The following is a 25,940-nucleotide window of genomic DNA, read 5'->3' on the forward strand; positions in this document are numbered from 1 at the left end:
GCAAGGATATTACATGAATCTGGCCCCTATGGTAACTGCCCCGGGGGCCTCGCCAGCAACAGCGCCAGCTCGGCGGCGGGCAGCGGACGGCTGAAGTAGTAGCCCTGCACGTGGTCGCAGCCTTCGCGGCGCAAAAAGGCCAGTTGTTGTCCGGTTTCCACGCCTTCGGCGATCACGTTCAGTTTCATGCTGTGGGCCAGCGCGATAATGGCGCTGGCGATGGCCGCGTCGTCCTCGTCGCAGCTGATGTCGTGCACGAACGAGCGGTCTATCTTCAGGGAGTGGATGGGAAAGCGCTTCAAATAGGCCAGGCTGGAATAGCCGCTGCCGAAATCGTCGATGGACAGCTTCACGCCCATGTCGCTGAGCTGCTCCATGACCAGGGTGGCGGCGTCCGGATGCTCCATCAGCACGCTTTCCGTGATCTCCAGCTCCAGCCGCCCCGCCGCGCAGCCGGTGTCGTGCAGCGCCTGCACCACGCTTTGCGCCAGGTCCTGCTGCTTGAACTGGCGCGCCGACAGGTTGACCGCCATGCGCAGGTCGCCCAGGCCGGCGTCGCGCCAGGCCGCCTGCTGCGCACAGGCGGCGCGCAGCACCCAGTCGCCCAGGGGAATGATCAGGCCGGTCTCTTCGGCCACCGGGATGAACTCGGCCGGCGGCACCAGGCCGTGCCCGGGCCGGCGCCAGCGCACCAGCGCCTCCACCCCGTCTATGACGCCGCTGGCCATGTCGAGCTGGGGCTGGTAGTGCAGCTCGAACTCGTCGCGTTCGACCGCGTGGCGCAGGGCCGCCTCCAGCTTGAGCCGGTCCAGCGTGCGCAGATTCATGTCCTGCGCGTAGAACTGGAACTGCGCGCCGCCCAGCTTCTTGGCGCTGTACATGGCCGCGTCGGCGTTCTTGAGCAGGGCCTGGCTGTCGCCGCCGTCCTTGGGATAGAGGCTGATGCCGAAACTGGCCACCGGGGTGATCTCGTGGCCGAACACGAACATGGGCTGGGCCAGCGCATCGGCCAGCTTCTGTGCCACTGCCGCCACCTCGTCGCCGCGCGCCACGTCGGCCAGCAGCACCACGAACTCGTCGCCGCCGAGGCGGGCCACGGTGTCGCCGCTGCGCACGCAGGCCAGCAGCCGCGCGGCCACTTCCACCAGCACCTGGTCGCCCGCGTCGTGGCCCAGGCTGTCGTTGATGTTCTTGAAGCGGTCCAGGTCGAGGAACAGCACCGCCACCCAGCGGCTGGCGCGGCGCGCGTAGGACACGGCCTGCGTCAGCCGGTCCAGCAGCAGTGCGCGGTTGGCCAGGCCGGTCAGCGCGTCCTGCCTGGCCAGCTGGGTCAGCTCCTGCTCGTAGCGCTTGCGCTGCGCCACGTCCTCGATCACGCCGATCAGCGTTACGCCGTCCTGCTCGGTGTACATGCGCGAATACGTGGCCTGCACCCAGACCAGGTGGCCTGCCTTGTGACAGTAGCGCAGCTCGCGGCAGTGGCTGTCGCTGTCACCGGCCAGCACCCGTTGCAGCGCTTCCGTCTCGGCCGCGTGCTCTTCCGGCGGCAGTACGCTGTTCAGCGTCATGCCGGCCAGCTCGGCTTCGGTGTAGCCCAGCAGCGATTGCAGCTTGAAGTTGGCGCGCAGCCAGCGCCCGTCCGGCGACAGCTGGGCCAGGCCCACCGCCGCCTGGCCGAAGGCGGAGCGGAAGCGCGCCTCGCTGGCGCGCAGTTGGGCGCGCGCCTGCAGCGAGGCGGTCACATCCTCCAGCACCAGCAGCAGCATGCGCTCGCCGTCCAGCGGCACGCGGGTGAGCTTGCAGCGCAGGTAGCGCAGCGGCTGGTCGTCCGGCCCGGCCGTGATCACCAGCTCGTGCTGGTAGTCCGCATTGATCAACCCGGCGGCGATGCAGTTCTGCAGTTGCGGCAGCGGCGCGTAGGCGGCATAGGGCCGGCCGGCCTTGCTGCCGCTGTCGAGCGACAGCAAGGCCCGCCAGGCACGGTTCACGGTGCGCACCGTACCGTTGGCGCACACCGTCATCACGCCGGCCGGCATGCCGTCGATTACCTGCTCGGAATAGGTCTTGAGCCGGCGCAGCTCCTGCTCGCCGGAGCTGATATAGGTGTCCAGCGCCAGGCCGAGGTCGAAGCACACCACTTTCAGCAGCGCTTCGTAAGTCTGCCAGGCCAGTTCGGGCTGGCCGGCCAGCGCCTCGCGCAGCACGCCGCCGATCGCGTCCAGGTATTTGCGGTAGGCGCCGATATACCACTGCGGCTCCAGGCCGATATGGCGGTGCACCAGGCCCACCGCCACGCGGTCCCGCACGTAGCCGTCATCGATCGCGCCGCCGGTCAGGCTGCTGAAATAGTCCGCCTGCGCATGCCGCAGCCGAGCGAAGCGGGCCTCGTCCGCCAGCATGCGGGCCAGCTCCGGCACGGTGCGCAAGTGCCGGTAGAACGCGTCCACCACCGGGCCGGCTTGCCTTTGCAGGCTGTCGTGCACCTGACGCAGCAAGGCTGCGTCCTCCTGGCCGAACTCCAGGAAGGCCAGGCGCTGGCGCACCGCGTCCGGCGCCGGCATCATGCCTTCGATTAGCGCGGCAAGGTATTCGGACGTCGTGCGGTTCATTGTTCACCGTCAAGGTTTGTTATACATTCATCACTGTAATGTCATATAGATCGAACAAACCTTGATGTGCATCAAATTGCACTTAAAAAGCCACTCCTGATCAGCTCGGGCAGCGCCGGCGCCGGCATGGGTTTGCCGAACAGGTAGCCCTGGTAGGACTGGCAGCCCAGCTGGCCGAGCAAGGCGCACTGCGCGTCCGTTTCCACGCCTTCGGCGATTACGTCCAGATTCAAGCTGCGCGCCATGGCGATAATGGTGCGGACGATGGCCTGGTCGTTGCCGTCGCTGGCCAGGTCGCGCACGAAGGACTGGTCTATCTTGAGCTGGTCCAGCGGCAAGCGCTTCAGGTATTGCAGCGACGAATAGCCGGTGCCGAAGTCGTCCAACGCGAAGCGCACGCCCAGCTCGCGCAGCGCCTGCATGCTGGCGATGGTGTCTTCCATGTTCTCCAGCAGCACGCCCTCGGTCAGCTCCAGCTTCAGCAAGCCGGGGTCGACGCCGTAGCGCCGCAGCACCGAGCGCACCTGCTCGCAGAAGTCCGGCTGGTGGAACTGGCGCGCGCTGACATTCACCGCCACCGCCAACTCGCTCATGGCGGGCTCGCTTTGCCACGCGCGCAGCTGGGCGCAGGCGCTTTCCAGCACCCACTGTCCCAGCGCCAGGATCTGGCCGCTCTCCTCCGCCAGCGGGATGAAGCGGGCCGGCGACACGGCGCCGCCGTCCGGCTGTATCCAGCGTATCAGCGCTTCGGCGCCGAGCGGGTGCTTCAGGTGGTCCACCTGCACCTGGTAGTACAGCTCGAACTGCTGGGTATCGATGGCGTGGCGCAGCTCCCGCTCCAGCTGCGCGCGCTCGCTGATACTGTCCTGCATGCTTTGGTCGAAAAAACGCATGCCATTGCGGCCAGCCTCCTTGGCCTGGTACATGGCGATGTCCGCCTGCATCAGCAGCTCCTCCGGCTGCTGGCGCAGGCCTGCGTGGAACAGCGTAATGCCTATGCTGGGCGTGCTGTGGCATTGGTGCGCACCCAGCGTGTAAGGGCGGTTCAGCGCGGCGGCGAGCTTGGCGGCCAGCGCCTCGCTGCGCGCGGCCGCCTCGCGCGGTTGCCCGCTCAGGCCTTCGATCAGCACCACGAATTCGTCCCCGCCCAGGCGCGCCACGGTGTCACCCTGGCGCAGGCAGGCGTGCAGGCGGGCGGCGGCCTGCTGCAGCAGCATGTCGCCTTTGCTGTGGCCCAGGGTTTCGTTGATGGTTTTGAAGTTGTCCAGGTCGATCAGCATCAGCGCGCCGCAATGGCCGCTGGTGTAGGCCGCCGGCAGCGCCTGCGCCAGCCGCTCGACCAGCATGCGCCGGTTCGGCAGGTGGGTCAGCGGGTCGTAGAAGGCCAGGTTCTTGATTTCGTCGCTGGCCGCTTTGCTCAGCGTGATGTCGCTGAGCGAGGCGACGTAGTGCGTAACGGCGCCGCCGGCGTCGCGCACGGCGGCGATGTTCAGCAGCTCCGGATAGACTTCGCCGTTTTTGCGCCGGTTCCAGATCTCGCCCTGCCAGCGCCCGTGCATGCCGATGGCGGACCACATGGCGCGGTAGAATTCGGCGTCGTGGCGGCCGGAGCTGAGCACACAGGGCTTGTGCCCCACCACTTCGGCGCTGGTGTAGCCGGTGATGCGGGTGAAAGACTGGTTCACTTGCAGGATGACGCCGGCGGCATCCGTCACCATCATGCCCTCCGGAGAATCGAAGGCGATGGCGGCGATGCGCAGTTTGGCCTCCGACTGGCGGCGCGCCGTAATATCCGCGTGCGCCACCACGGCGCCGCGCCATTCCGCGTCCAGCGGCGTAGCGCAGATGCTGAACCAGCGCTCGCCCTCCTCCGTTTGCAGCCGGTATTCCGTTTCGAAGCGGGCCTTGGCTCCCGCCAGCACGGCCTCTATCCCCTCATGCGCCTCCGCGCTGCGCGCTGCCGCGTGCCTGCCCGCGTGCGCGCGCCAGGCCCGGTTCACCGCCAGCGCACTTCCATCCGGGCCGAGCACGGCGATCTCCTCGGGCAATGCGTCCAGCAAAGCGCTGGCCGCCAGGCTGTAGGCGGGATCCATATCTTTCATGCGAACTCCAGTACCAGAATATTCCTCGAAGGATACTGATTTTGGGCAACTAATTTATTGATCTGGATCAAATTTGCCGGGCTCGGCGGCGCGCCTCCTTGGCTGTGGATTATGGGATTTTTGATATGGATCAAAGGAATTGCCTGGAGCGCTTGCTATGCTGAGGCTTCAAGTATGAAAGGTTTCTTGCCACAATGAATCATCCGTCTCTCCCTCCAGCCACCTGCGCCAATTGCCACTGGCGCGCCCTGTGCCTGCCTTCCGGCCTGGCGGGCGGTGCGCTGGATGAATTTGAACGCGCGGTGTCCCAGCGGCGGGCGGTGGCGCGCCATGAGTGCGTGGAAACCGGCGGCGCGCCGTTCGGCCAGTTGCACGCGGTGCTGAGCGGCCAGTTCAAGCTGCAGCGCGCCGCGCCGGACGGTGGCGTGCAGGTGCTGGGCTTCGCCATGCCGGGCGACCTGCTGGGCCTGGACGCCATCGGTCCAGGCCGCTACGGCAGCGACGCCGTCGCCCTGTCGGACAGCGTGATCTGCGCCATCCCCTACCCCGGCCTGGAAACGCTGATGGCGCAGCAGCCCGCGCTGGCGCGGCGGCTGTCCCACCTGCTGAGCGCCAGCCTGGCGCAGCGCCAGGAGCAGATGCTGTTTCTGGGGAATGCGCGCGCTCCGCAGCGGCTGGCCCGGCTGCTGCTGGATCTGGGCGGCCGCTACGGCGAGCGCGGCGGTTCCGCCACGTCCTTCCAGCTGTGCATGTCGCGCGAGGATCTGGCGGCCTACCTGGCGCTGACGGTGGAAAGCGTGAGCCGGCTGCTGTCCATGTTCAAGCAGAACGGCCTGCTGGCCGTGAGCAACCGCGCCATCGAGCTGCGCGACACCGCCGGCCTGCGCGCGGTGGCCGCCGCGCCCGCCTACAGCGCCAACTGAACCATCCATGGAGACATCATGTTCAAGCACATACTCGTGCCGGTAGACGGCTCGCCCGCGTCGCAGGTGTCGCTGCGTTCGGCGCTGGACATGGCGGCCAGCTACGGCGCCAGCATCACGGCGGTGCACGTCTTGCCGGACGACCACGCTTTCAGCCACCGGCCTGCAGCACCGGACCAAGCGGCAGAGCCGAACGTGAGCGACAGCAGGGCCCAGGGCCAAGCGCTGCTGGACGCCGTGAGCGAGGCGGCGCGCGCAAGGCAGGTGCCGTGCCGGACCGTCTTGGCGCGCGGCGACCGGCCGCACCGCAAGATACTGGAGACCGCCCACGCGCGCGGCTGCGACCTGATCGCCATGGCCTGCCACGGCCAGCTGGGCCTGAAAGGCGCGCTGCTGGGCAGCCAGACGCAAAAGGTGCTGGTGCACAGCCCGGTCCCGGTGCTGGTGTTCCGCGCCGAGTAAGCGTTCAGATCATGCCGTGTTCCAGCGCGTAGCGGGTCAGCTCGGCGTTGCTGGCCATGCCCATCTTGTCCAGGATGCGGGTGCGGTAGGTGGTGACCGTGTTCGGGCTCAGGTGCAGCAGTTCGCCGATGCGCACCAGCGCCTCGCCGGCGGCGATCAGCTTGAACACCTCCAGCTCGCGGTCGGACAGCGCCTCGTGGTCGCCCGCCCCGCCGCCGCCCACCATCATGGCCAGCTTTTCCACCAGCGCCGGGCTCACGTGCTTGCCGCCCGCCGCCGCCTTGCGCACCGCCTCCACCAGCGTGGCGGTGGGCGCGTCCTTGGTCAGATAGCCCGCCGCGCCCAGCTTCAGGGCGCGCACCGCGTAAATTTCCTCGGAATAGGTGCTCAGTATCAGCACCGCCATGCGCGGGCACCCGGCGCGCAGCATCTTCAGCAGTTCCAGGCCGTTCTTGCCCGGCATGGTGATGTCCACCAGCGCCACGTCGAACTGCTGCTCGGCCACGCGCTGCATGGCCTCCTGCGCGTTGCCCGCCTCGCCCGTCACGGCGATGCCGCTGGCCGTACCCAGCATCAGCCGCACGCCGTTACGTGCAATCGCATGGTCGTCCACCAGCAGGACGGTGATTTCGTCATCCGTCATCTTGATTCTCCTCCAGCGGCAGGCGCAGCATCAGCACGGTGCCGTCCGGGCCGCCGGTGATGGCCAGCTGGCCGCCAAAACTGCGGCTGCGTTCATGCATGCCCAATATGCCCCAGGACTCCCGGCTTAGCAGCCCCTCGGCGGCGATGCCCTTGCCATTGTCGCTCACCGTCAGCCGCAGCGCGCCCGGCTCGCACGCCACATCTATCGTCGCTTGCGTGGCCTGCGCGTGGCGCACCACATTGGTCAGCGCCTCCTGCACGATGCGGAACAGCATGGTGCTGCGGTCCGCGTCCAGCTCCAGCGCGGCGGCTTGCGCGTCGATGCGGCACACGCAGCGCAGGCCGGCCCGCAGCGCCACCTGGTCCGCATACCATTCCAGCGCGGCCCACACGCCCAGCTGGTCCAGCACGCTGGGGCGCAGGTCGGTAATCACGCGGCGCACCGTTTCGATGGCGCTCTGCACCAGGTCCGCCGTGTCCGCCAGCAGCGGCTCGGGCGTGCTGCCCGCCGCCACCGCGCGCTCCTGCGCCACCAGGATGTAGGCGCGGATGCCGGTCAGCAGGCCGCCCAGTTCGTCGTGGATTTCCTGCGCAATGCGCTTGCGCTCTTCCTCCTTGATGCGTTCCTGGTGCGCGCCCAGGCGGCGCAGCTCGTCCTGCGACTGGCGCAGCGCCTGCTCGGCCGCCTTGCTGGCGGAGATATCGATCAGTATGCCTTGCAGCACAGGCCCGTTGGGGCCGGGCACGGGATCGGCCTGGTCGCGCACCCACAGCTCGCCGCCGCCGCGCGGCAGCAAGCGGTATTCGACGCGCAGCGCGCGGGCGGCGCTGCGGCAGGCGCACACTTCCGCCCAGGCAGCATCCCTGTCGTCCGGGTGCATGCGGGCGCGCAGCAGGCCGGAGTCGGCCAGCCATTCCTCGGGCGTGTAGCCCAGCAGCATGCGGATTTGCGGACTGACATACTGCAGCGCCCCGCAGGCGCCGGTGCCGGCCACGTAGCTGACGGCGTGGATTTGCTCGACGAGCGTACGGAAACGGGTCTCGGCCTGCTGCTTGTCCAAGCGCAGGCGCTGTTCGCGCAGCATGCGTTCGATGCCGGCCGGCAGCAGCTCCAGGTAGCGCCCGTCCGTGTCCTTGACCAGGTAGTCGCGCGCGCCGCGCCGCATGGCTTCGGCCGCCACTGTGGCGCTGTCGGCCCCGGTCAGCATCATCACCGGCGGCGCGGCGCCCTCGCCGCCGGCCAGCTTGGCCAGGCTGGCGAGGAATTCCAGGCCGGTCAGGTCCGGCAGGTTGTAGTCGAGCAGCACGCAGTCCACCTGGCCGGACAACGCCAGTTCCAGCCCCTGCTGGCCGGTTTCCGCCTCCAGCAGCGCATAGGCGCCGGCCGCGCGGAAGGCGCGGCGGCAGGCCATGCGGTCCACCATGTCGTCCTCGACGATGAGGACACGCACCGGTTCCGTGGCTGTGGTGTTCTGCTTGTCCATCATTCAGGGCATCTCGCTAACGGTCCAGTAGCGGTCTATCGAGCGCACCACCTCGACGAAGGCGCGGTAATCGACCGGCTTGGCCATGTAGCCGGCCACGCCCAGCTCGAAGCTGCTCAGCTTGTCCTGCTGCTCGGCCGAGGTGGTCAGCACGACCACAGGGATGGGCCGCAGCGCCGCGTCGTGCTTGGCTTCGCGCAGGAACTCGATGCCGCTCATGATGGGCATATTCAGGTCCAGCAGGATGATGCAGGGCCGCGCGCAGTCCGCGCTGCGCAGGTAGTCCAGCGCGGCTTCGCCGTGCTCGACCGCCACCACGGGGTTGCCCACGCCGATTTCCTTCAGCGCGCGTTTGATGGTCATCACGTCCACGGTGTCGTCTTCGACCAGGAGGATGGGCTTGCTGGCATTCTTCATAGGCATTCCTTGGGCCAGGTGAAATAGAAAGTGGCGCCGGCGCCGGGCGCCGACTCGACCCAGACCCGGCCACGGTACATTTCCACGATCTTCTTGACCAGCGCCAGGCCCACGCCGGTGCTTTCCACGCGGTCGCGCGGGGCCAGGGTCTGGAACAGCTGGAAGATGCGCTCGAAATGGCGCGGCTCGATGCCGGGGCCGTTGTCCGTCACGGCAAAGCGCCAGTGGCTGCCGTCGTCCTCGCAGCTGACGGTCACCTGGCCGTCCGGACGGTGCATGTATTTGATGGCGTTGGAGATCAGGTTGTGGAACACCTGCTGCAGCCGGGTCGGTTCGCCGGCCACCGTGGGCAGGCCCGGCGCCACCGTGATGGCGATGCCGGGCGGCGGCGCCAGCAGGTCCAGCACCTCGGCCAGCACCTTGTTCAGGTCCACCAGGACCACGGCCTCGCGCACCCGTCCCACGCGGGAGTACTGCAAGATGCCGTCGATCAGCGCGCCCATGCGGTGCACGCGGTTGATGAGCAGGCGCATATGCTCCTTGCCCTCGTCGTTGAACAGGGCGGCGTAGTCGGTGGCCAGCCAGTCCGCTAGCGAGCCGATGCCGCGCAGCGGCGCCTTCAGGTCGTGCGAGACCACGTAGGCGAAATTGGTCAGTTCCTCGTTGGCGCTGCTCAGTTCCTGCAGCAGTTGTTCGGACTTCTGCTCGGCCAGCTTGCGTTCGGTGATGTCGCGCACCAGGCCGGTGTACATGCGCTTGCCGCCCAAGGTCATCTCTGCCACCGACAAGTCCATGGGGAAGACGCTGCCGTCGCGCCGCAGGCCCTGCACTTCGCGGCCCTTGCCGATGATGCGTTTTTCGCCGGTGGCGCGGTAATGCGCCAGGTAGCCGTCGTGCGCGCTGCGGTGCGGCTCCGGCATCAGCATATTGATGTTGCGGCCCGCCACCTCCGCCTCGCGGTAGCCGAACATGCGCTCGGCGGCGGGGTTCAGGCGTTCCAGCATGCCGTGTTCGTCGATGGTGATAATGCCGTCCACCGCCGTTTCAAACACGGCGCGCATGCGCGCTTCGCTCTCCTGGAGCGCCTGTTCGGCGGCCTTGCGGGCGCTGATGTCGTGGATGGTGGCCATCACCATGGTCTGGCCGTCCGGGCTGCGCAGCGGCGACAGGCTGACCTCGACCGGGAATTCGCGTCCCTCGCGGTGGCGGCCGGACAGCTGGGCCCCCGCGCCCATCGCGCGCGGATGCGGCTCGGCGGTGTAGCCTTCGCGCAGCGCCTGGTGGCCGTGGCGGAAGCGTTCGGGTATCAGCGTCTCCACCGGCAGGCCCTGCAACTGCTCCTGCGTGTAGCCGAACAGCGCTTCCAGGGCCGGATTGGCGAGCGCAATGGCGCCGCCGCGGTCTACGATGAGGACGGGATCGGTGGCGGCTGCCAGTAGCCAGGCCAGGCTTTGGTCGGCGATGGGGGGATTTTGCATGCCGCAATCATACGAAAGATGCCCGCCCCGGTAAAGCCTTAGTGTCCACAGCGGAAATTCGGCGGCAATTTGACCTGGATCAAACCAGCCACTGACGCGGAACGCCCGCTTCCCATACAGTTACACCCATGGGAACGGCGGAGAACGCAATGCACTCGGTAGACAGCGAAACGGCGGCGGAACTGGAGCGCATGCTGTTGAGCGAGCGGGCGCGAGCGGCGCGCAAGCAGGCAACGTGGGAGCTGGAGGTGGTGGAACTGGCGCTGGCGCGGCTGGCGGACGGCAGCTACGGCGCATGCCGCCAGTGCGGCGCGGCCATTGCGCTGGCCCGCTTGCTGGCGCAGCCGTCGGCTGCGCACTGCCTGGCTTGTCAGCAAAACATCGAGCGGCGCTACCAGGTGGAACAGGAATAGAGGACGGGAAGCAGGCGGGGCGCCAGACAGCGCCTCAGGCGGCTTCGCACTCAGGGGCAAAGCGGCCGGCGGCCAAGTCTTGCAGGCCGGCCAGATCCAGGATGCGCAGGTCGCGGTTGTTCAGGCTGATCCAGCCGGCCTTGCGGAAGCGCGCCAGCAGGCGGCTGATGCTCTCGATGGTCAGGCCCAGGTAGCCGCCGATGTCCTCGCGCGACATGCGCAGCTGGAAGCTTGCAGGCGAGAAGCCGCGCGCCGCGTAGCGGGCGCCCAGGGAGGTCAGCATCAAGGCCAGGCGCTGTTCGGCGCGCATATTGCCCAAAAATAGGGCAACCGCCTGTTCGCGCTGGATTTCACGCGCCATGACGCGGTGGAACTGGTGCATCAGCTCGGGCACTTCGGCCACCAGCTCCTGCAGGCGGCCAAAGGGGATTTCGCACACTTCGCTGTCCTCCAGCGCCACCGCGCTGCAGCTGTGCTGGCCGGTGCCTATCGCTTCCATGCCCAGCAGGTCGCCGGCCATGTGGAAGCCGGTAATCTGCTGCTCGCCGCGCTGGTTCACCTGCGCGGTCTTGAAATGCCCCAGGCGCACCGCGTACAGGCTGCCGAATCCCTGCCCCATGCTGAACAGCTGCTCGTCGCGCTGCACTTTGCGGCGGCGCGAGATGATCTGCTCCAGGCGGTGCATCGCATCCTCGTCCAGTCCCTGCGGCAGGCACAGGCGGTTGAAGCTGCACAGGCCGCAGCGCGGCTGGGGCTGCGCCTTGGCTGGGGCGGAAGATGCGATGTGGATGGTGGCGGTGGTCATGGTCGGCTCCGGTGCATGGGCTGCGCTGTCGATGCGGACAGTATCGCCCGCACCGGGCCTGGGCGGTATCGGGTATTCCGGCTGGCTGCTGTAGGGGATCCCCTACAGGCCAGCTCAGAAGGTGATTTTCAGCGCCGACGGCGCGCCGCCCAAGGCGCCGGGCGCGCTGGAAATACCCTCCACCGTCAGGCCTTCCTGGGTCTGGCGGAATGGCAGCGCGCCGTCGCGGCCCAGCTGTTCCACGCCCCTCACCTTGCCGGCGCCCGGTCCCAGTACGCGCAGCACCACCGAGCCGTCGCGCGGCGCGCCGATGGCGTAGACCGCCGTGCCCTTGGATGTGAAACGCCATCCCTCCTCGCCGAACTGCTTCCAGGGGCGGGTGCCGTAGATGGCCTCGCCATTGGCGTCCAGCCATGCGCCCACGTCCAGCAAGGTGCGCTGCTGCTCCTCGGGGATGGTGCCGTCGGCCTTGGGCGAGAGATTGAGCAGGTAGAAGCCGCCCTTGCTCGCCGTGTCGACCAGGCGGCCAATAATGGCGGCGCCGCCGGCCACCTTCATGCCGTTGGTGTAGCCCCACGTGCTGCCTATGGTGTCGTCCACCATCCACGGGCCGGGCCGGATGTCCGGCGGCGAGCGCACGCCTATCTTTTCAAAGTCGATAATGGATCCGACCTGTTGGGCGTCGTCGTTGCTGGGCGCGTAGGCGACGAATTTGGTGCTGATCGAGACTTCCTTGTTCCAGGCCTGGGCGCGGTTGTAGTAGTAGGCCGCCACGCGCAGCTTGAGCGGGTCCAGCACGCGCAGGTTGACGCCGTTGTCGAACCACAGAATGTCGGGCTGGTACTGGTCGATCAGCTCCAGGTTGCGGTTCACCCAGTCGGTCAGGAAGCGCGCCATGGCGGGCTGGCTGCGATCGGCCACGTTGTAGAAGGCCGCCCATTCCGGGTCGTACAGGTCGGCCTTGGCCGCTTTCAGGCGGGCTTCCAGCGCTTCGGGCGGGTTGATGAAGGTGAAGTTCTCCACCCCGTGGTTGGACACGCCGAACTTCATGCCCTCCTTGCGCACGGCGGCCGCCAGTTCGCCTATCAGGTCGCGCTTCGGTCCCATGCGCTTGGCGTTGAAAGGCGTAACATGGCTGTCCCAGAGCGCGAAATTGTCGTGGTGCTGGGCGGAGGGCATCACGAACCGGGCGCCGGCGCGGCGGAACAGCGTGGCCCACTGCGCGGCGTCGAACTTCTCCTGCTTGAACCGGGGGATGAAATCCTTGTAGCCAAAGCGTTCCGGCGGCCCGAAGGTTGCGGTGTGCCAGGCCAGGTCGGCGCCGTACATATGCTTTTCATACCATTCGTTGTGGTAGGCGGGCACCGCGTACACGCCCCAGTGCATGAAGATGCCGAACTTGGCGTCCTCGAACCAGGCCGGGGTGCGGTAATTCTTGCGGATAGACTCCCAGTCCGCCGCGTAGGGGCCGGGCGGCAGCGGCGTGGCGACGGCGGCATCGGCAGCGGCCACGGTGGCCGGGGTGGCGGGCGGCCCCATCACGCCGTAGTCGTACAGCTTGGACTCGGGCACGCCGCCCCGGTCCGGCTTGGGCAAGGGGCCGGCGTCGGCACCGGTCAGGGTGGAAGCGAGGACGGCCAAGGTTAGACCGGACAGCAATGGCGCGCGCAGCATGGTTTGCCCCTGTAATTATAGAAATGACGGCTAGCGTAGCGCGCGGGCGCATTTCGCGCACGTTTCGCTTTGTATCACTCATAAACATGATTAGATTGCGCCAGCCGTTGACACTGGCGTGACGACTATCGATACTCGGAAGCCATCCTAATCAGACCTATAACAATACCCCCATGGCAGTCATCACCGAGATTGAAGACCTGCGCCTGCAGGCCAAGCGTCGCGTCGCAAAAGCTATTTTCGGCTACGTCGATTCCGGCTCCTACACCCAGGGCACCATGCGCGCCAACAAAAGCGACCTGGAAGCCATCCATCTGCGCCAGCGCGTGGCCGTGAATGTGGACCAGCGCAACACCGCCACCACGCTGGCCGGCCAGGACGCGTCCATGCCGGTGGCGCTGGCCCCGGTAGGCCTGACGGGCCTGAACTACGGCGACGGCGAGATCCTGGCAGCGCAGGCGGCCGAGGAATTCGGCGTGCCCTTCACGCTCACCACCATGAGCATCTGCTCCATCGAGGACGTGGCGGCGGCCACCACCAAGCCGTTCTGGTTCCAACTCTACGTGATGCGCGACCGCGCCTTCGCCGCCGACCTGATCGCGCGCGCCAAGGCCGCCAAGTGCTCGGCGCTGGTGCTCACGCTGGACCTGCAGATCCTGGGCCAGCGCCACGCGGACCTGCGCAACGGCCTGACCGTGCCGCCGCGCCCTACCCTGTCCAATATCGCGGACATGCTGAGCAAGCCGTCGTGGTGCGCCAGCGTCCTGCTGGGCAAGCGCAAGACCTTCGGCAACCTCGACGGCCACGTCAAGGGCGCGCAGGGCCTGTCCACGCTGATGGCCTGGGTGGGCCAGCAGTTCGACCCCACGCTGAACTGGGACGACGTGGAATGGATACGCAAGCAATGGGGCGGCAAGCTGATTTTGAAAGGCATCCTCGATCCGGAAGACGCGAAAATGGCCGCCCGCACCGGCGCGGACGCGCTGGTGGTCAGCAACCACGGCGGCCGCCAGCTGGACGGCGCCATGAGCTCCATCCGCGCCCTGCCCGGCGTGCTGGAAGCGGTGCAGGCCGAGAATCCGAAGATGGAAGTGTGGATGGACGGCGGTATCCGCTCCGGCCAGGACATCCTGAAAGCCTGCGCCATGGGTGCGCGCGGCGTGATGGCGGGCCGCAGCTACATCTACGGCCTGGGCGCCATGGGCAAGCCGGGCGTGAGCCTGGCGCTGGAGATCATGCGCAAGGAGCTGGACGTGTCGATGGCGCTGTCCGGCATCCGCGACATCCGCGACGCGAACCGTTCGCACATCGTGCTGCCCAAGCACTGGTAATCACTGGCTCCCCCTAACAGGACTTCCATGCACAACTACCGCATCGCTGGCGTTGCAGCGTCCCTGGCACTGGCGCTGAGCGCCGGCGCTGCAGCCGCCCCGGCTCAAATAGCAGGCAAGCAGCTTGAAAACCTGGACCGTGGCGTGCTCGCCATCGCCGCGAATGGCGGAGTTTTCGTCAGCTGGCGTGCGTTGGCGACGGACCCGGGCGGGACGTCCTTCGATCTTTACCGCGACGGCAAGCGCCTGAATGCGGAGCCGCTGAAGAGCACCAACTACGTGGACCCGGCCGGCACCGCCGCAGCCGTCTACTCGGTGCGGCGCGTCGTGCCACGCGGCGGCGAGCAGCCCCTGGCCAGCGCCGGCGCCACCTGGCCGCAGCAATACAAAACCATCCCGGTCCAGAAGCCGGCCGGCGGCGTAACGCCCGACGGCCAGAGCTACACCTACGAGATCAACGACGGTTCGGCGGCCGACCTGGACGGAGACGGCAGCTACGAGCTGATAGTGAAGTGGCAGCCGACCAATGCACACGACAATTCGCACACAGGCTACACCGGCAACACCTATATCGACGCCTACAAAATGGACGGCACGCGCTTGTGGCGCGTGGACCTGGGCCGCAACATCCGCGCCGGCGCGCACTACACCACCTTCCTGGTCTACGACTTCGACGGCGACGGCAAGGCCGAGCTGATGGTGAAAACCGCCGACGGCACCGTGGACGGCAAAGGCAAGGTGATCGGCGACGCGAACGCGGACTACCGCAATCCCAAGGGCTACGTCCTGTCCGGCCCCGAATTCATCACCGTCTTCAACGGCGAGACAGGCGCCGCCATGGCCAGCGCGCCCTACCTGCCCGGACGCGGCGACGTGGCAGCCTGGGGCGACGCCTACGGCAACCGGGTGGACCGCTTCCTCGGCGGCGTGGCCTATCTGGATGGCGCAAAGCCCAGCGCAATCTTCTCGCGCGGCTACTACACGCGCGCCGTGATCGCCGCCTGGGACTGGCGCGGCGGGAAGCTGAGCAGCCGCTGGGTGTTCGACAGCGACGTGGCGGGCGGCGAAGTGAACCACCAGGGCGCGCACTGGCTGTCCGTGGCCGACGTGGACAACGACGGCAAGGACGACATCATCTACGGCGCGGCCACCATAGGCAGCAACGGCAAAATGCTGTACAGCACAGGACTGTGCCACGGCGACGCCCTCCACGTGGGCAAGCTGGACCCGCTTCGTCCGGGACAACAGGTCTTCATGGTGCACGAAACGCCCAGTTGCTACGGCAAGCACGGCATAGAAATGCACGACGCGGCCACCGGCAAAATCCTGTGGAGCGTGGACGGCAAAGGCGCGGACGTGGGACGCGGCGTGTGCATGGATATCGACCCGGCCCACCTGGGCGAGGAATGCTGGGCCTCGGTCGGCGGCCTGATGAGCGCCAGCGGCGTGCAAATCTCCCCCGAGCATCCGCGCCGCATCAACTTCGCTTCCTGGTGGGACGGCGACCTGCTGCGCGAGTCGCTGGACGGCACGCGGATAGAAAAATGGAACCCGGCCACCAAGGACATGCAGCTCCTGCTGAACGGCGCGGACTCCGGCGCCGCCTCCAACAACGGCACCAAGTCCACGCCCGTGCTGTCGGCGGATCTGTTAGGCGACTGGCGCGAGGAAGTGGTCTGGCGCAGCGCGGACAACAACTCCCTGCAGGTGTTCAGTACCACCGAGCCCACCACCCACCGCATTCCGGCGCTGATGCAGGACGCGCAATACCGCGTGCAGGTGGCGGGCCAAAATGCGGGCTACAACCAGCCGCCGCATCCTTCCTTCTACCTGGGCGAAGGCATGGCGCCTTTGCCTGGCGCATCCCGGCTCAGCGCACAAGAATAGTACGCATACAACACAACAGAAACAGAGACCATGAAGACTTCCCTGCTCGCGGCGCGCCGCGCCACCACGCTGGCCTTGCTACTGGCCGCCAGTTTCTCCGCCACCGCACAAAATGGTGAAGCGCGCCGCTTCGATTTCAGCGCAAAGCCGGCCGCCGGCTACACCGCCGTCCCTGTCACCACCGAATACAGCGCCAGCAAGGGCTACGGCTTCGAGCCCGGCGCCGCGGCAGGCAAGCCCTCCTTCTTCTCGGTCGATCTCCCCGAAGGCAACTACAACATCACCGTCACGCTGGGCGGTACGCCGGAAGCATCGACCACCACCATCAAGTCCGAACTGCGCCGCCTGATGCTGGAGAACGTGCGCACCGCGCCGGGCAAGACTGAAACGCGCACTTTCACCGTCAACATCCGCACGCCCGCCATTCCAGCCGTAGGCGGCCTGGCGGCGGGCGCGGTGAATCTCAAAGTGCCGCGCGAGACCGTGCAGGAAGCCTGGAACTGGGACCGCCGCCTGACGCTGGAATTCAACGGCAGCCAGCCGGCCGTGCGCTCCATCGAGATCGCGCCTGCGCAAACACCCACCATCTTCCTGCTGGGCGACTCCACTGTCTGCGACCAGCCCGGCGAACCTTATGCCAGCTGGGGCCAGATGCTGCCGCGCTTCCTGAAGCCCGGCGTGGCCGTCGCCAACCACGGCGAGTCCGGGGAGACCTACCGCGATTCGCTGGCCCGCCGCCGCCTGGACAAGGTGCTGAGCGCCATGCGCCCCGGCGACACGGTCATGATGCAGTTCGGGCACAACGACCAGAAACAGATCAAGGACGGCAAAGGCGGCCCCTTCACCACCTACAAGGCCGAGATCAAGCAGCACGTGGACGGCGTGCGCGCCCGTGGCGGCGTCCCCGTCATCATCTCGTCCATGGAGCGCCGCGCATTCGACGCGAATGGCAAGGTCATACCGTCGCTGATCGACTATGCCACCGCAGCGCGCCAGTCGGCCGAAGAGCTGGGCGTGGCCTTCATCGACCTGAATGCGATGAGCAAACCGTTCTACGAAGCGCTGGGCACGGAAGCCTCCAAGGCGGCCTTCGCCGAGCCGCAGCCCGGCCGCATCGACAACACGCATCACAACAACTACGGCGCCTACGAACTGGCGCAAGCCGTACTGACCGGCATGCGCCAGGCCGGCGTGCCCGCCGCGTCCTTCATCGCGGACGGCTACGGCAACTTCAATCCCGCCAAGCCGGACCCGGTTGCCAGCTTCGCCGTGCCGCGCAGCCCTACCTTCAGCAACGAGCGCCCGCTGGGCGACGAGGCCAACGCAGGCCCGCAGGCGCGCGCCGGCGCCACCGGCTATCTGTTCACCTACTTCACCAAGAACGGCGAGGACGGCCTGCACCTGGCGGCCAGCGCGGACGGCTACCGCTGGGAGAAGCTGGGCGGCGGCCGCAGCTACCTCACGCCCAAGGTGGGTATATCGAAACTGATGCGCGATCCTTGCATCGTGCGCGGCCCGGACGGCACCTACCACATGGTCTGGACCTCGGGCTGGAAAGAGAACAACATCGGCTACGCATCCTCGAAAGACCTGGTCCACTGGTCCGAGCAGAAGGAATTGCCGGTCATGGCGCACGAAAAAGGCGTGCTCAATGCCTGGGCGCCGGAAATCGTCTACGACGAACAGCGCGGCGAGTTCCTGATTTTCTGGGCTTCCACCGTGCCGGGCAAGTTCGCCGAGACTGCAGGTTCCTCGGAGGAGAAATACAACCACCGCCTGTACTCGACCAGCACCAAGGACTTCCAGACCTTCACCCCGACCAAGCTGTTCTACGACCCGGGCTTCAGCGTGATCGACGCGACCTTCGTGCGCGTCAACGGCAAGAACCACTTGCTGGTGAAGGACGAAACCGTGAATCCGCCCCGCAAATACCTGCAGGTGGCGGATGCGCCATCGCTGAGCGGGCCGTTCGGCAAGCTCAGTGCGCCCATCACGCCGCAAGGAATGTGGGTGGAAGGACCGACCGCCATCCAGGCCGGCGAGGACGTGATCGTCTATTATGACGCCTACCGCACCAAGCACTATGGGGCCATGCGCTCGCGCGATCTCGTGAACTGGGAAGATGTGACGGCTAAAATGAGCTTCCCCGACGAAGGCACGCCGGTGCGCATGCGTCATGGCACCGCTATTGCCGTACCCGCCGCGCTGATCGAGCAGCTCCGCGCGCAAAACTGACAAACCACAACGGAGACTTGAATGAAACGACTGCTGCTCGCCCTTGCCACCGCCGCCAGCCTGGGCCTGGGCCTGGGTCTGCCTTTGCCTGCTGCCGCGCTGGACCCGGCCACCACCACCGCCAGTGATCAGAACTATCTGGCGCGCGTGCCTTACCAGACCTATTTCGCCGACTACCTCGCGCTGCGCAAAGGCCGCGAGGCCGAGATCATCTTCATCGGCGACTCGATCACCGAGCAGTTCCGCTGGGGCTCGGGCGCCTCGGTCTGGAACCGCCGCTTTGAGCAGCGCGCCTTCGACTTCGGCCTGGGCGCGGACCGCACGCAGCATGTGCTGTGGCGCCTGGATAATTTCGACCTGTCCTTCCTGAAGCCCAAGGTGGCGGTCATCATGATCGGCACCAACAACGTCAACAACGAGGCGGAAGACACCGCCGCCGGCATCAAGGCCGTGATTGCGGCCACGCAGAAGAAGTTCGCGGGCGTGAAGGTAGTGGTGGTCAGCATACTGCCGAACTCCCGCGCCGAGCAGCGCATGGCCGAGGTGAACAAGCTGGTTGCGCCGCTGGCGGACAACAAGACCATCTGGTATCTGAACCTGGCTGCGCGCTTTACGCCGGAAGGCGACAACTGGAAGGGTCTGAGCGGCGACAAGCTGCACCTCACCACCGCCGGCTACACCATGTGGGCGGATGAGCTGGAAGCCTTGCTGGCCGTGGTGCAGAAATAGTATGAAGAACTTTGCATCCCGCCCGACGGTCATCGCCGCGTGCCTGGCGATGGCGTTCGGGCCGGCGCTGGCGCAGACGGCGGAGAAGCCGGTGGTGACCATCAAGAAGGATGTTCCGCCGGTGAAGCCGCCGGAGCCGCCTGCCACCCCGGCCCCCGCCGCCCCGCCTGAAGAAGCGGACGTTCCCAGCGTGGTGGTGGCGGCCGAGCGCCCCACCAACCGGATAGACCGGCAGGTGTATGACGTCAAGTCCGACGTGGGCAGCAGCAACGGCTCGGCGGCGGATGCGCTGAACAGCGTGCCGTCGGTTGCAGTGGACCCGGACGGCTCGGTCACGCTGCGCGGCAGCTCGAATGTGCAGATCCTCATCGACGGCAAGCCTTCGGCCATGATGCAGGGCGATAACCGGGGCGCGTCGCTGAACGCCATCCCGGCCGAGGATATCGAATCGGTGGAGGTCATCAACAACCCCGGCGCGCAGTTCGGCAACGAGGCGGGCGGCGGTCCTATCATCAACCTGGTGATGCGGCGCACGCGCCGGCCGGGCGGCTTTGGCGTCATCAACGCCAACGGCGGCACGGCGGGCCGCTACAACTCCGCCGTCTCTGGCACCTATAACTCCGGCGTTTTCGGCTTCCAGGGCGGCCTCAATGTGCGCCACGACGGCCGCGCTTCCACCAACGAGACGGTGCGCGACCGCATTGATAGCCTGTCCGGCGGCATGGTGCACAGCACCCAGTTCGGCAGCATGTCCGGCCTGAGCAACAACAAGGGCGGAAACGGCGGCATCACATACAACATCGGCGCCAAGGACACCCTGGCCGCCAGCATGTCCTTCCAGATCCGGGACAATGACCAAAGTTCGCAGGACCGCTACCAGCGCTACGCCGCGGCGGGCGCCGTGGACAGCGACTACACGCGCAGCACGCATCGCGGCGGCGAAGCCCGCAACTACGGCTGGGGCGCGCGCTGGGAGCACAAAGGCAGCATAGACGGCGAAAGCATGAAGGTCGACCTGCGCGTCACGTCGGCGGACAACACCTTCAACAACGCCTACCAGAACGTCTACGCCATCACGCCGGTCGGCGCGCTGGACCAGAAGAGCTATCAGGACAACGTGACCGGCAACCGCATCGTCGACTTCACGGGCGACTACGAGCTGCCGGTGGACCGCGCCATGATCAAACTGGGCTACAAGGTGGCGGACAACCGCAGCGACTTCGACACGCTGTACACCAGCGTGGATCCGGTTTCGCATCAGCCCTACGTCAACGTGCAGCGCTCGAACCGCTTCCACCTGGATGAAAAGAACCTGGCGGTGTACGGCTCCTACCAGACCCGCCTGAACGACAAATGGGGTGTGCTGGGCGGGCTGCGCATAGAGCATACGGACCTGGACGTTGAGCAGCTGACCAGCCACGTCAGCGCGGCCAACAGCTATACCAGCTACATTCCCAGCGCCTACGCGACCTATAAATGGTCCGACGATACCAATCTGCGCTTCAGCTACGCGCACCGGCTGCGCAGGCCGAATGCGAACGAGCTCAATCCCTTTGTGATCTACCGGGACGAGTACAACGTCTCGGCCGGCAATCCGCACCTGAGCCCGACCAAGACGGATTCCTTCGAGGTCGGCTACGAGACCCGTATCGCCGGCATGGAAACGAATCTGCGCGCCTACCACCGCAGGGACAGCGACTCCATCCTGATACGCCGCTACTTCATCAGCGACACGGTGCTGCTGACCACACCCGCGAATGGAGGCCGCAGCAATGCGAGCGGGCTGGAATTTACGGTGCACGGGAAGATCACGCCCACCCTGTCCGTCAACGCGAGCGGCAATCTGGGACACACGGAACAGGACCTGGTGGATATATACGGCTTCACGTCGACGCGCACCGCGTCTTCGCTGAGCGGGCGCTTGCGGCTGAACTATAAGGCCACGCCGGACGATGATCTGCAGGCGGCCGTGCAAACAATGGGCCGCCAGTTGATAGGCCAGGGCATGCGCCAGCCGAATACCACGGTCAATTTCAGCATGCGCCATGCGTTCACGCCAAAACTGTCACTGGTGCTGAACGTGACGGACGCGTTTGACGCCAACCGCATCGAGACCATCACCGATACGGCGTCGTTGAAGGAAAACAGCATACGCCGCTCCGACGGACGAATAGTGTATGTGGGCTTGTCCTATCGTTTGGGCGGATTCACGCCGGGACCGGGTTCTATCATGCGGCAGGGTGGCGGCCAGGGACAGGGCCAGCGGGGCTCTGGAGGCGGTGGGCGCTGACAGGGCTGGCGGGTTACGCTACGCTAACCCGCCCTACGGGAGCGCCATTTTATTTTGCGGCGGCCTTCTCGGCTTCGCTGGACCATACTTTCATGGTCTGCACCGCGAGCAGCTTGCAGCCTGCGGGCGTGTTCACATAGGTGCGCATGAACTGGTAGCGGTTGCTGCGCCAGGTTTTGCCGTCCGCATTCCACGCCTCCACCGTGCTCTGGCCGCGCAGCACCACGGTGTCGCCCAGCGCTTGCGCCTGCACGCCGCTGGTGGTCCGGGATTTGGGCACGGTGGCGGCCTTCTTCGCGCGCGCCACCACAGCCGCCTTGTCGTCGATGGACGAGACCAGGTTGTGGACCCAGACGAAATCATCCGCCAGATAGTTTTCCAGGAAGGCCGCGTCGTTGACGCGCGTGGCCTCCTCGTATTGCGAGTCCCGAGCGATCAGGTCCGCAGCGGGCAAGCAGGAGGCGCCTTGCGCGGCAAACGGCAAGGCGGCGGATAGCAGTAGCGTCAGGGTCGATTTCATGGCGCTATTTTATCAGCTGGTAGACCTTGAAATCGCTGATTTCCTGCCTGGAGTGCGTGGTGCGGAAACCGAAATGCCCGCTGCGCAGCGGCTCGGGATCCAGGTAGGTGAAGTACGGCTCGCCGTCCACCAGGATGCGCGTGCAGCCCTGGTACACCGCAATGTCGATCTGGTATTCGCGGTTGGGCAGCAGCAGGTGCTCGCTGTCCGCCAGGTCGCCCAGCAGCACGCGCTGCCCTTTGCCGTCGTATTTGCGGAAGCGCGTGGTGGTGTTGGTGTTGCCGCCCATGCCCATGTAGTAAAGGCTCAGCGCGTCGTATTGCGCAAACGTGCCGTCGCGCGTGAACAGGTTGACGTTGCGCGGATCGCTGGCCATCCAGAACTGGTTCAGGTCCGACAGACGGTCGTTGGCGCCGCCTGCCATCAGCATTTTGCGGCGGTAGCTGATCTGGATGTCGCCCGAGAGCCTGGGTTTGAACCAGACTGTGGCGTCGCCCGCCAGGTCCATGGTCAGCTTGCCGCCGGCTGCGGTGATGCTGGAGCCCGGCGCGGCGCGGTACTCGGCAACCCACTGCGACAGATCCTTGTCGAAGCCGTCCGAATGGAGCAGCGCGCCGGGCCTGCCCCAGCTGCTGCATTCCTGGGCATGCGCTGCCTGGATGGTGCACAGGATGGACAGTGCGGCCAGCGCCAGTGCGGGCGCCGTGGCCCGCGCGGCGGCGCGCATCATTGCTTGCCCTTGGCTGAAGAACCGGACTGGCCCTCCACAGCCTTGCCCTGCGGGGACAGGTAAGGCGCGGCCGGATTGCGCGGCAGGCCGTTCAGCGCGGCGATCACGCTGCGGGCGTTGAACTGCGCGCCGGCGTCGTTGGTGTGGGTGCGTGCGTCCGAGAAATGGCTGGCCACTTCGGCCGCGCCGATCTGGCGGTAGCCGTCGCTGACCACCATCGTGAGGTCCACAAATTGCGCGCCGCCTGCCGCCGCCACTTCGGCATCCCACTGCGCGAAGGTGGCGAAGTCGCGGCCCTGCTCCCAGGCGTCCTTGTGAGGCACGGGCGACAGCAGCACAACCGAAGCGCCCTTCGCTTTTGCGTCGGCCACGTATTTGGCCATATACCAGCCGAAGGTGTGCACCTGCTCCTTGGTGCCGTCCGGCTTCGTGTCTTCCACGGTTTCCGGGCCGGTGCCCTTGCCGGACGCCCTGCCCTTCATGGCCGGATCGCCTATGCGGCCGCCGTCGTTGTGGCCGAACTGGATCAGCACCACGTCGCCCGCCTTCATCTGGCCCAGCACTTTGTCCCAGCGGCCTTCGGTGAGGAAGGTGCGGCTGCTGCGGCCGCCGATGGCGTGGTTCACCACATTGACCTTGCTGGTGTCAAAGTACGGCGCGATGCGCTCGCCCCAGCCGAAGGCGCCATTGGTTCCGCCGCTGCGCACAGTGGAGTCGCCGACGATAAAGACGTTGGGAAGCGCTGCGTCGCGCGGCACGTCGCCGCGTATTTTGGCACCGTCCACCACAGGGCGGTCGTCCTCCGCAGGCGCGATATCGGCGGCCTTTGCGGCCAGCGCGGACTGCAGCACCGGCAGGCGCAGCGCTTTCAGGCCGGACACCACCAGGCGCGCGTTCAGCTCCGCGCCGGCCAGGTTGGTGTGCACGCGTTCATCCGGCGTCACCAGCGGGAACAGCTTCATCACCGCGTCGCGGCCCAATTCGTCGTACTTGCGGGCCGCGAGTTCGTTTAGATCGATAAAGCCCACGCGCTCCTGGCGCGCCACTTCGGCCGCCCAGCCGGCGTAGTCGCCCTTGCCGCGTCCGACCTTGCCGTCCGCATCCCACATCTTGCGCGGAATGGGCGAGCAGACGATGGGGGTTGCGCCTTTTGCACGGATGGCAGCGATGTACTGGCGCAGATACCAGCCGTAGCTGTGCACCGTTTCGTGCTTCCCGGTGAGCATATTGTCGATTTCCTGGCTTTCCTCGCCCACGCCTTTGATGGTGCCGCGTGCGCGGCTGTTGTCGTTGACGGCGCTGGAGTCGTTATGCCCGAACTGCATCACCACCACGTCGCCCGCCTTCACGAATGGCAGGGTGCGCTCCCAGTGGCCGCCGCTGATGTAGGTACGGCTGCTCAAGCCGCCGATGGCGCGGTTGACGACGTTGATCTTGTTCGCATCGAAGTAGGCAGCGATGGGATTGCCCCAGCCCCACTGCCCTTCGGCGCCCTTGCCCTGGCCATCGTCGCGGCCATTGCGCACCGTAGAGTCGCCGATCAGTATCAGCGACGGCAAGGCCGCGTTGGCCGGTTCGGGCAACTGCGGGCGTGCCTGCGCGGGATCGGTGTTGACGGCGGCCGGTAACTGAGCCGGTGCGGCCGGAGTATTCTGGGCGGAGGCCGATGCTGCGACGCAGCAGGCCAGGATGGAAGCGGCGCGCCCCAGCGCCTTCAGGAATGGTTTCATAGGGACGATTTTATGCCATGAATTTCGCTCTCCTCGCGTGGCTTGCAAAGAATCAGGAAGATGAGCAATTCAGCTGTGAAAATGCGCACACAATCGGAACCCCGCAACCTGAAATCATCCAGATATGAAAACCAGATTCCTCATGCCGACCGTGGCCGCCATCATGATGGCTTGCGCCTTCAGCGGTACGGCGCACGCGCAGATCGGCAAGCGCTTCCCGTCCGAGCGCAAGGTCGTGAAAGACCCCGTCACCGGCACCATGCTCACCTTCCTGACCAGCAAACCGCATGGGGATTCCAAAATCTATCCCACCCATCCGCAATGGACGTCGGACGGCAAATGGGTGGTGTTCCGGTCTCGCCTCGCGGGCGGCGAGGCATTGGCGGTGAACGAACAGACCGGCGACATCGTCCAGGTGAGCGAAGGCGGCTACACCGGCATGCTGAACCTGGCGCGCAAGGCGATGAAGCTGTACTTCATGCGCCCGGACAGCAACAAGGGCCGGCTGCAGATCGTGGAAGTGGACCTGGCCCGCCTGTTTGCGGACAGCGCGGCGGGCACGATGAAGGCCGCAAGCGAATACCAGCGCGTTGCCGGCATCACCCCGCTGGGCATGGAAGCCGGCGGCGACATGGCGCTGGACGCGGATGAGGAATGGGCCTACTTCCGCGTCGGCAAAGACGAGGCAAGCAAGCACCTGGCGCCGGGCGTGAAGCCTGAGCAGCCTTTCGGTCCGCGCGGCATGGGCGCCGGTCCCAACGGCATCGCGCGCATGAACGTGAAGACGGGCGAGATCAAGCACGTGGTGTCGGTCCCGTTCCAGATCGGCCATATCCAGGCCAATCTGTTCAATCCGGGCGAGATCGTGTTCTGCTGGGAGACCGGCGGCAAGTCGCCGCAGCGCACCTGGACCGTGAAGGCGGACGGCTCGGGCCTGCGCCCGCTGTACCCGGAAGCGCCCTATGAATGGGTGACGCACGAGGCGGTGATCTCGAAGGATGAGGTGGCGATGGCCATCATGGGCCACCGCAAGATCCCCGAAGGCGCAGGCGGCGTGGGCGCCCCGGCAACCGACGTGGGCGGCGCCAATCCGGGCCAGGACGCGGCATGGGGGCCAAGCGGCACGCGCGAGAAGCCGAGCGGCCTGGCTATCGTGAACCTGCGCACGCGCGAAATGACCATCGCCGGACAAACACCGTCCGGCAGCGGCTTGTGGCACGTGCACGGTTCCTCCGACGGACGCTGGGCCGTGGGCGACGATTTCAGCCGCAGCGTCTACCTGATCGACCGCAAGACGCGCGAAATGATCACGCTGACGACCGGCCACAAGGACACGGCCGCCGACCATCCGCACCCAACTTTCAATGCGGACGGCACCAAGATCGAGATCCAGTCCGCCATGCTGTCCGAGGACGGCCGCACGATGAATATCTGCATCGTGCCGGTGCCGGAGGAATGGCTGAAGCGGAAGTAACC

General features: G+C 66.5%; 20 protein-coding genes. 9 read left to right on the forward strand and 11 right to left on the reverse strand.

Annotated elements, in window-relative coordinates:
- Positions 1–26: 26 nt before the first annotated feature.
- Together GTP77_RS14925 and GTP77_RS14930 are read right to left on the reverse strand one after the other, a co-directional pair.
- Positions 27–2,609, reverse strand: coding sequence for an EAL domain-containing protein (locus GTP77_RS14925; RefSeq protein ID WP_161072947.1), 2,583 nt, complete (start codon positions 2,607–2,609; stop codon positions 27–29).
- Between the two features lie 71 nt (positions 2,610–2,680).
- On the reverse strand, positions 2,681–4,711 hold the full coding sequence (locus tag GTP77_RS14930; RefSeq protein ID WP_187358730.1) for a putative bifunctional diguanylate cyclase/phosphodiesterase: 2,031 nt from the start codon (positions 4,709–4,711) through the stop codon (positions 2,681–2,683).
- Positions 4,712–4,905: 194 nt separating this feature from the next.
- Here GTP77_RS14930 and GTP77_RS14935 point away from each other — a divergent pair, with 194 nt between their 5' ends.
- Positions 4,906–5,634, forward strand: coding sequence for a helix-turn-helix domain-containing protein (locus tag GTP77_RS14935; RefSeq protein WP_161072948.1), 729 nt, complete (start codon positions 4,906–4,908; stop codon positions 5,632–5,634).
- An 18-nt stretch (positions 5,635–5,652) separates the two neighbouring features.
- On the forward strand, positions 5,653–6,096 hold the full coding sequence (locus GTP77_RS14940) for a universal stress protein (RefSeq protein WP_161072949.1): 444 nt from the start codon (positions 5,653–5,655) through the stop codon (positions 6,094–6,096).
- A gap of 4 nt (positions 6,097–6,100) precedes the next feature.
- Here the strand turns inward: GTP77_RS14940 and GTP77_RS14945 are convergent, their stop codons facing one another.
- Genes GTP77_RS14945 through GTP77_RS14960 form a run of 4 tightly spaced genes read right to left on the reverse strand, consistent with a single transcriptional unit; the run spans position 6,101 to position 10,120 of the window.
- Positions 6,101–6,739 carry a response regulator gene (locus GTP77_RS14945; protein WP_161072950.1) on the reverse strand — a complete coding sequence of 213 codons (639 nt, stop codon included), beginning with the start codon at positions 6,737–6,739 and terminating at the stop codon, positions 6,101–6,103.
- The gene (locus tag GTP77_RS14950) at positions 6,729–8,228 is read right to left on the reverse strand and encodes a hybrid sensor histidine kinase/response regulator (RefSeq protein ID WP_229202199.1); all 1,500 of its coding nucleotides are present in this window, start codon (positions 8,226–8,228) and stop codon (positions 6,729–6,731) included. Before GTP77_RS14950 ends, GTP77_RS14945 begins: the two co-directional genes overlap by 11 nt.
- Positions 8,229–8,642, reverse strand: coding sequence for a response regulator (locus GTP77_RS14955; protein WP_161072951.1), 414 nt, complete (start codon positions 8,640–8,642; stop codon positions 8,229–8,231).
- On the reverse strand, positions 8,639–10,120 hold the full coding sequence (locus tag GTP77_RS14960; RefSeq protein ID WP_161072952.1) for a sensor histidine kinase: 1,482 nt from the start codon (positions 10,118–10,120) through the stop codon (positions 8,639–8,641). The genes GTP77_RS14955 and GTP77_RS14960 overlap by 4 nt, the downstream gene beginning before the upstream one ends.
- A gap of 149 nt (positions 10,121–10,269) precedes the next feature.
- Between GTP77_RS14960 and GTP77_RS14965 the strand changes: the two genes are divergently transcribed.
- A complete protein-coding gene (locus GTP77_RS14965) occupies positions 10,270–10,533 on the forward strand; it encodes a TraR/DksA C4-type zinc finger protein (RefSeq protein WP_228892675.1) in 264 nt (87 codons plus the stop codon).
- 34 nt (positions 10,534–10,567) lie between these two features.
- Here GTP77_RS14965 and fnr read toward each other — a convergent pair whose 3' ends face one another.
- Entirely contained in the window at positions 10,568–11,338 is a 771-nt protein-coding gene (gene fnr, locus GTP77_RS14970; protein ID WP_161072954.1) for a fumarate/nitrate reduction transcriptional regulator Fnr, read from the reverse strand.
- 114 nt (positions 11,339–11,452) lie between these two features.
- Positions 11,453–13,012: an alpha-L-fucosidase gene (locus tag GTP77_RS14975; protein WP_161072955.1), complete on the reverse strand. Its 1,560-nt coding sequence runs from the start codon at positions 13,010–13,012 to the stop codon at positions 11,453–11,455.
- 173 nt (positions 13,013–13,185) lie between these two features.
- On the opposite strand from GTP77_RS14975, the gene GTP77_RS14980 reads away from it, so the two are divergent.
- The 5 genes from GTP77_RS14980 to GTP77_RS15000 are packed head-to-tail and all read left to right on the forward strand — an operon-like array spanning position 13,186 to position 21,484.
- A complete protein-coding gene (locus tag GTP77_RS14980; RefSeq protein ID WP_161072956.1) occupies positions 13,186–14,343 on the forward strand; it encodes an alpha-hydroxy acid oxidase in 1,158 nt (385 codons plus the stop codon).
- A gap of 27 nt (positions 14,344–14,370) precedes the next feature.
- Complete coding sequence (locus GTP77_RS14985) at positions 14,371–16,230, forward strand: rhamnogalacturonan lyase (RefSeq protein WP_161072957.1); 1,860 nt, start codon at positions 14,371–14,373, stop codon at positions 16,228–16,230.
- Positions 16,231–16,260: 30 nt separating this feature from the next.
- Positions 16,261–18,465, forward strand: a complete 2,205-nt coding sequence (locus GTP77_RS30645; protein ID WP_161072958.1) for a GDSL-type esterase/lipase family protein — start codon at positions 16,261–16,263, stop codon at positions 18,463–18,465.
- Between the two features lie 21 nt (positions 18,466–18,486).
- Positions 18,487–19,194, forward strand: coding sequence for a GDSL-type esterase/lipase family protein (locus GTP77_RS14995; RefSeq protein WP_161072959.1), 708 nt, complete (start codon positions 18,487–18,489; stop codon positions 19,192–19,194).
- Position 19,195: 1 nt separating this feature from the next.
- Complete coding sequence (locus GTP77_RS15000) at positions 19,196–21,484, forward strand: TonB-dependent receptor domain-containing protein (protein WP_229202200.1); 2,289 nt, start codon at positions 19,196–19,198, stop codon at positions 21,482–21,484.
- Positions 21,485–21,533: 49 nt separating this feature from the next.
- On the opposite strand, the gene GTP77_RS15005 is transcribed toward GTP77_RS15000, so the two are convergent.
- The 3 genes from GTP77_RS15005 to GTP77_RS15015 are packed head-to-tail and all read right to left on the reverse strand — an operon-like array spanning position 21,534 to position 24,464.
- Positions 21,534–22,004 carry a nuclear transport factor 2 family protein gene (locus tag GTP77_RS15005; protein ID WP_161072960.1) on the reverse strand — a complete coding sequence of 157 codons (471 nt, stop codon included), beginning with the start codon at positions 22,002–22,004 and terminating at the stop codon, positions 21,534–21,536.
- Positions 22,005–22,008: 4 nt separating this feature from the next.
- Positions 22,009–22,734, reverse strand: coding sequence for a DUF6250 domain-containing protein (locus GTP77_RS15010; protein ID WP_161072961.1), 726 nt, complete (start codon positions 22,732–22,734; stop codon positions 22,009–22,011).
- Positions 22,731–24,464: a rhamnogalacturonan acetylesterase gene (locus tag GTP77_RS15015; protein ID WP_161072962.1), complete on the reverse strand. Its 1,734-nt coding sequence runs from the start codon at positions 24,462–24,464 to the stop codon at positions 22,731–22,733. The genes GTP77_RS15010 and GTP77_RS15015 overlap by 4 nt, the downstream gene beginning before the upstream one ends.
- Before the next feature lie 124 nt (positions 24,465–24,588).
- Here GTP77_RS15015 and GTP77_RS15020 point away from each other — a divergent pair, with 124 nt between their 5' ends.
- Positions 24,589–25,938 (forward strand): beta-propeller domain-containing protein, encoded by a 1,350-nt coding sequence (locus tag GTP77_RS15020; RefSeq protein WP_229202201.1) that lies wholly within the window; start codon positions 24,589–24,591, stop codon positions 25,936–25,938.
- Positions 25,939–25,940: the final 2 nt, after the last annotated feature.

Source organism: Pseudoduganella aquatica (assembly GCF_009857595.1).
Classification (GTDB): Bacteria; Pseudomonadota; Gammaproteobacteria; order Burkholderiales; family Burkholderiaceae_D; genus Rugamonas; species Rugamonas aquatica_A.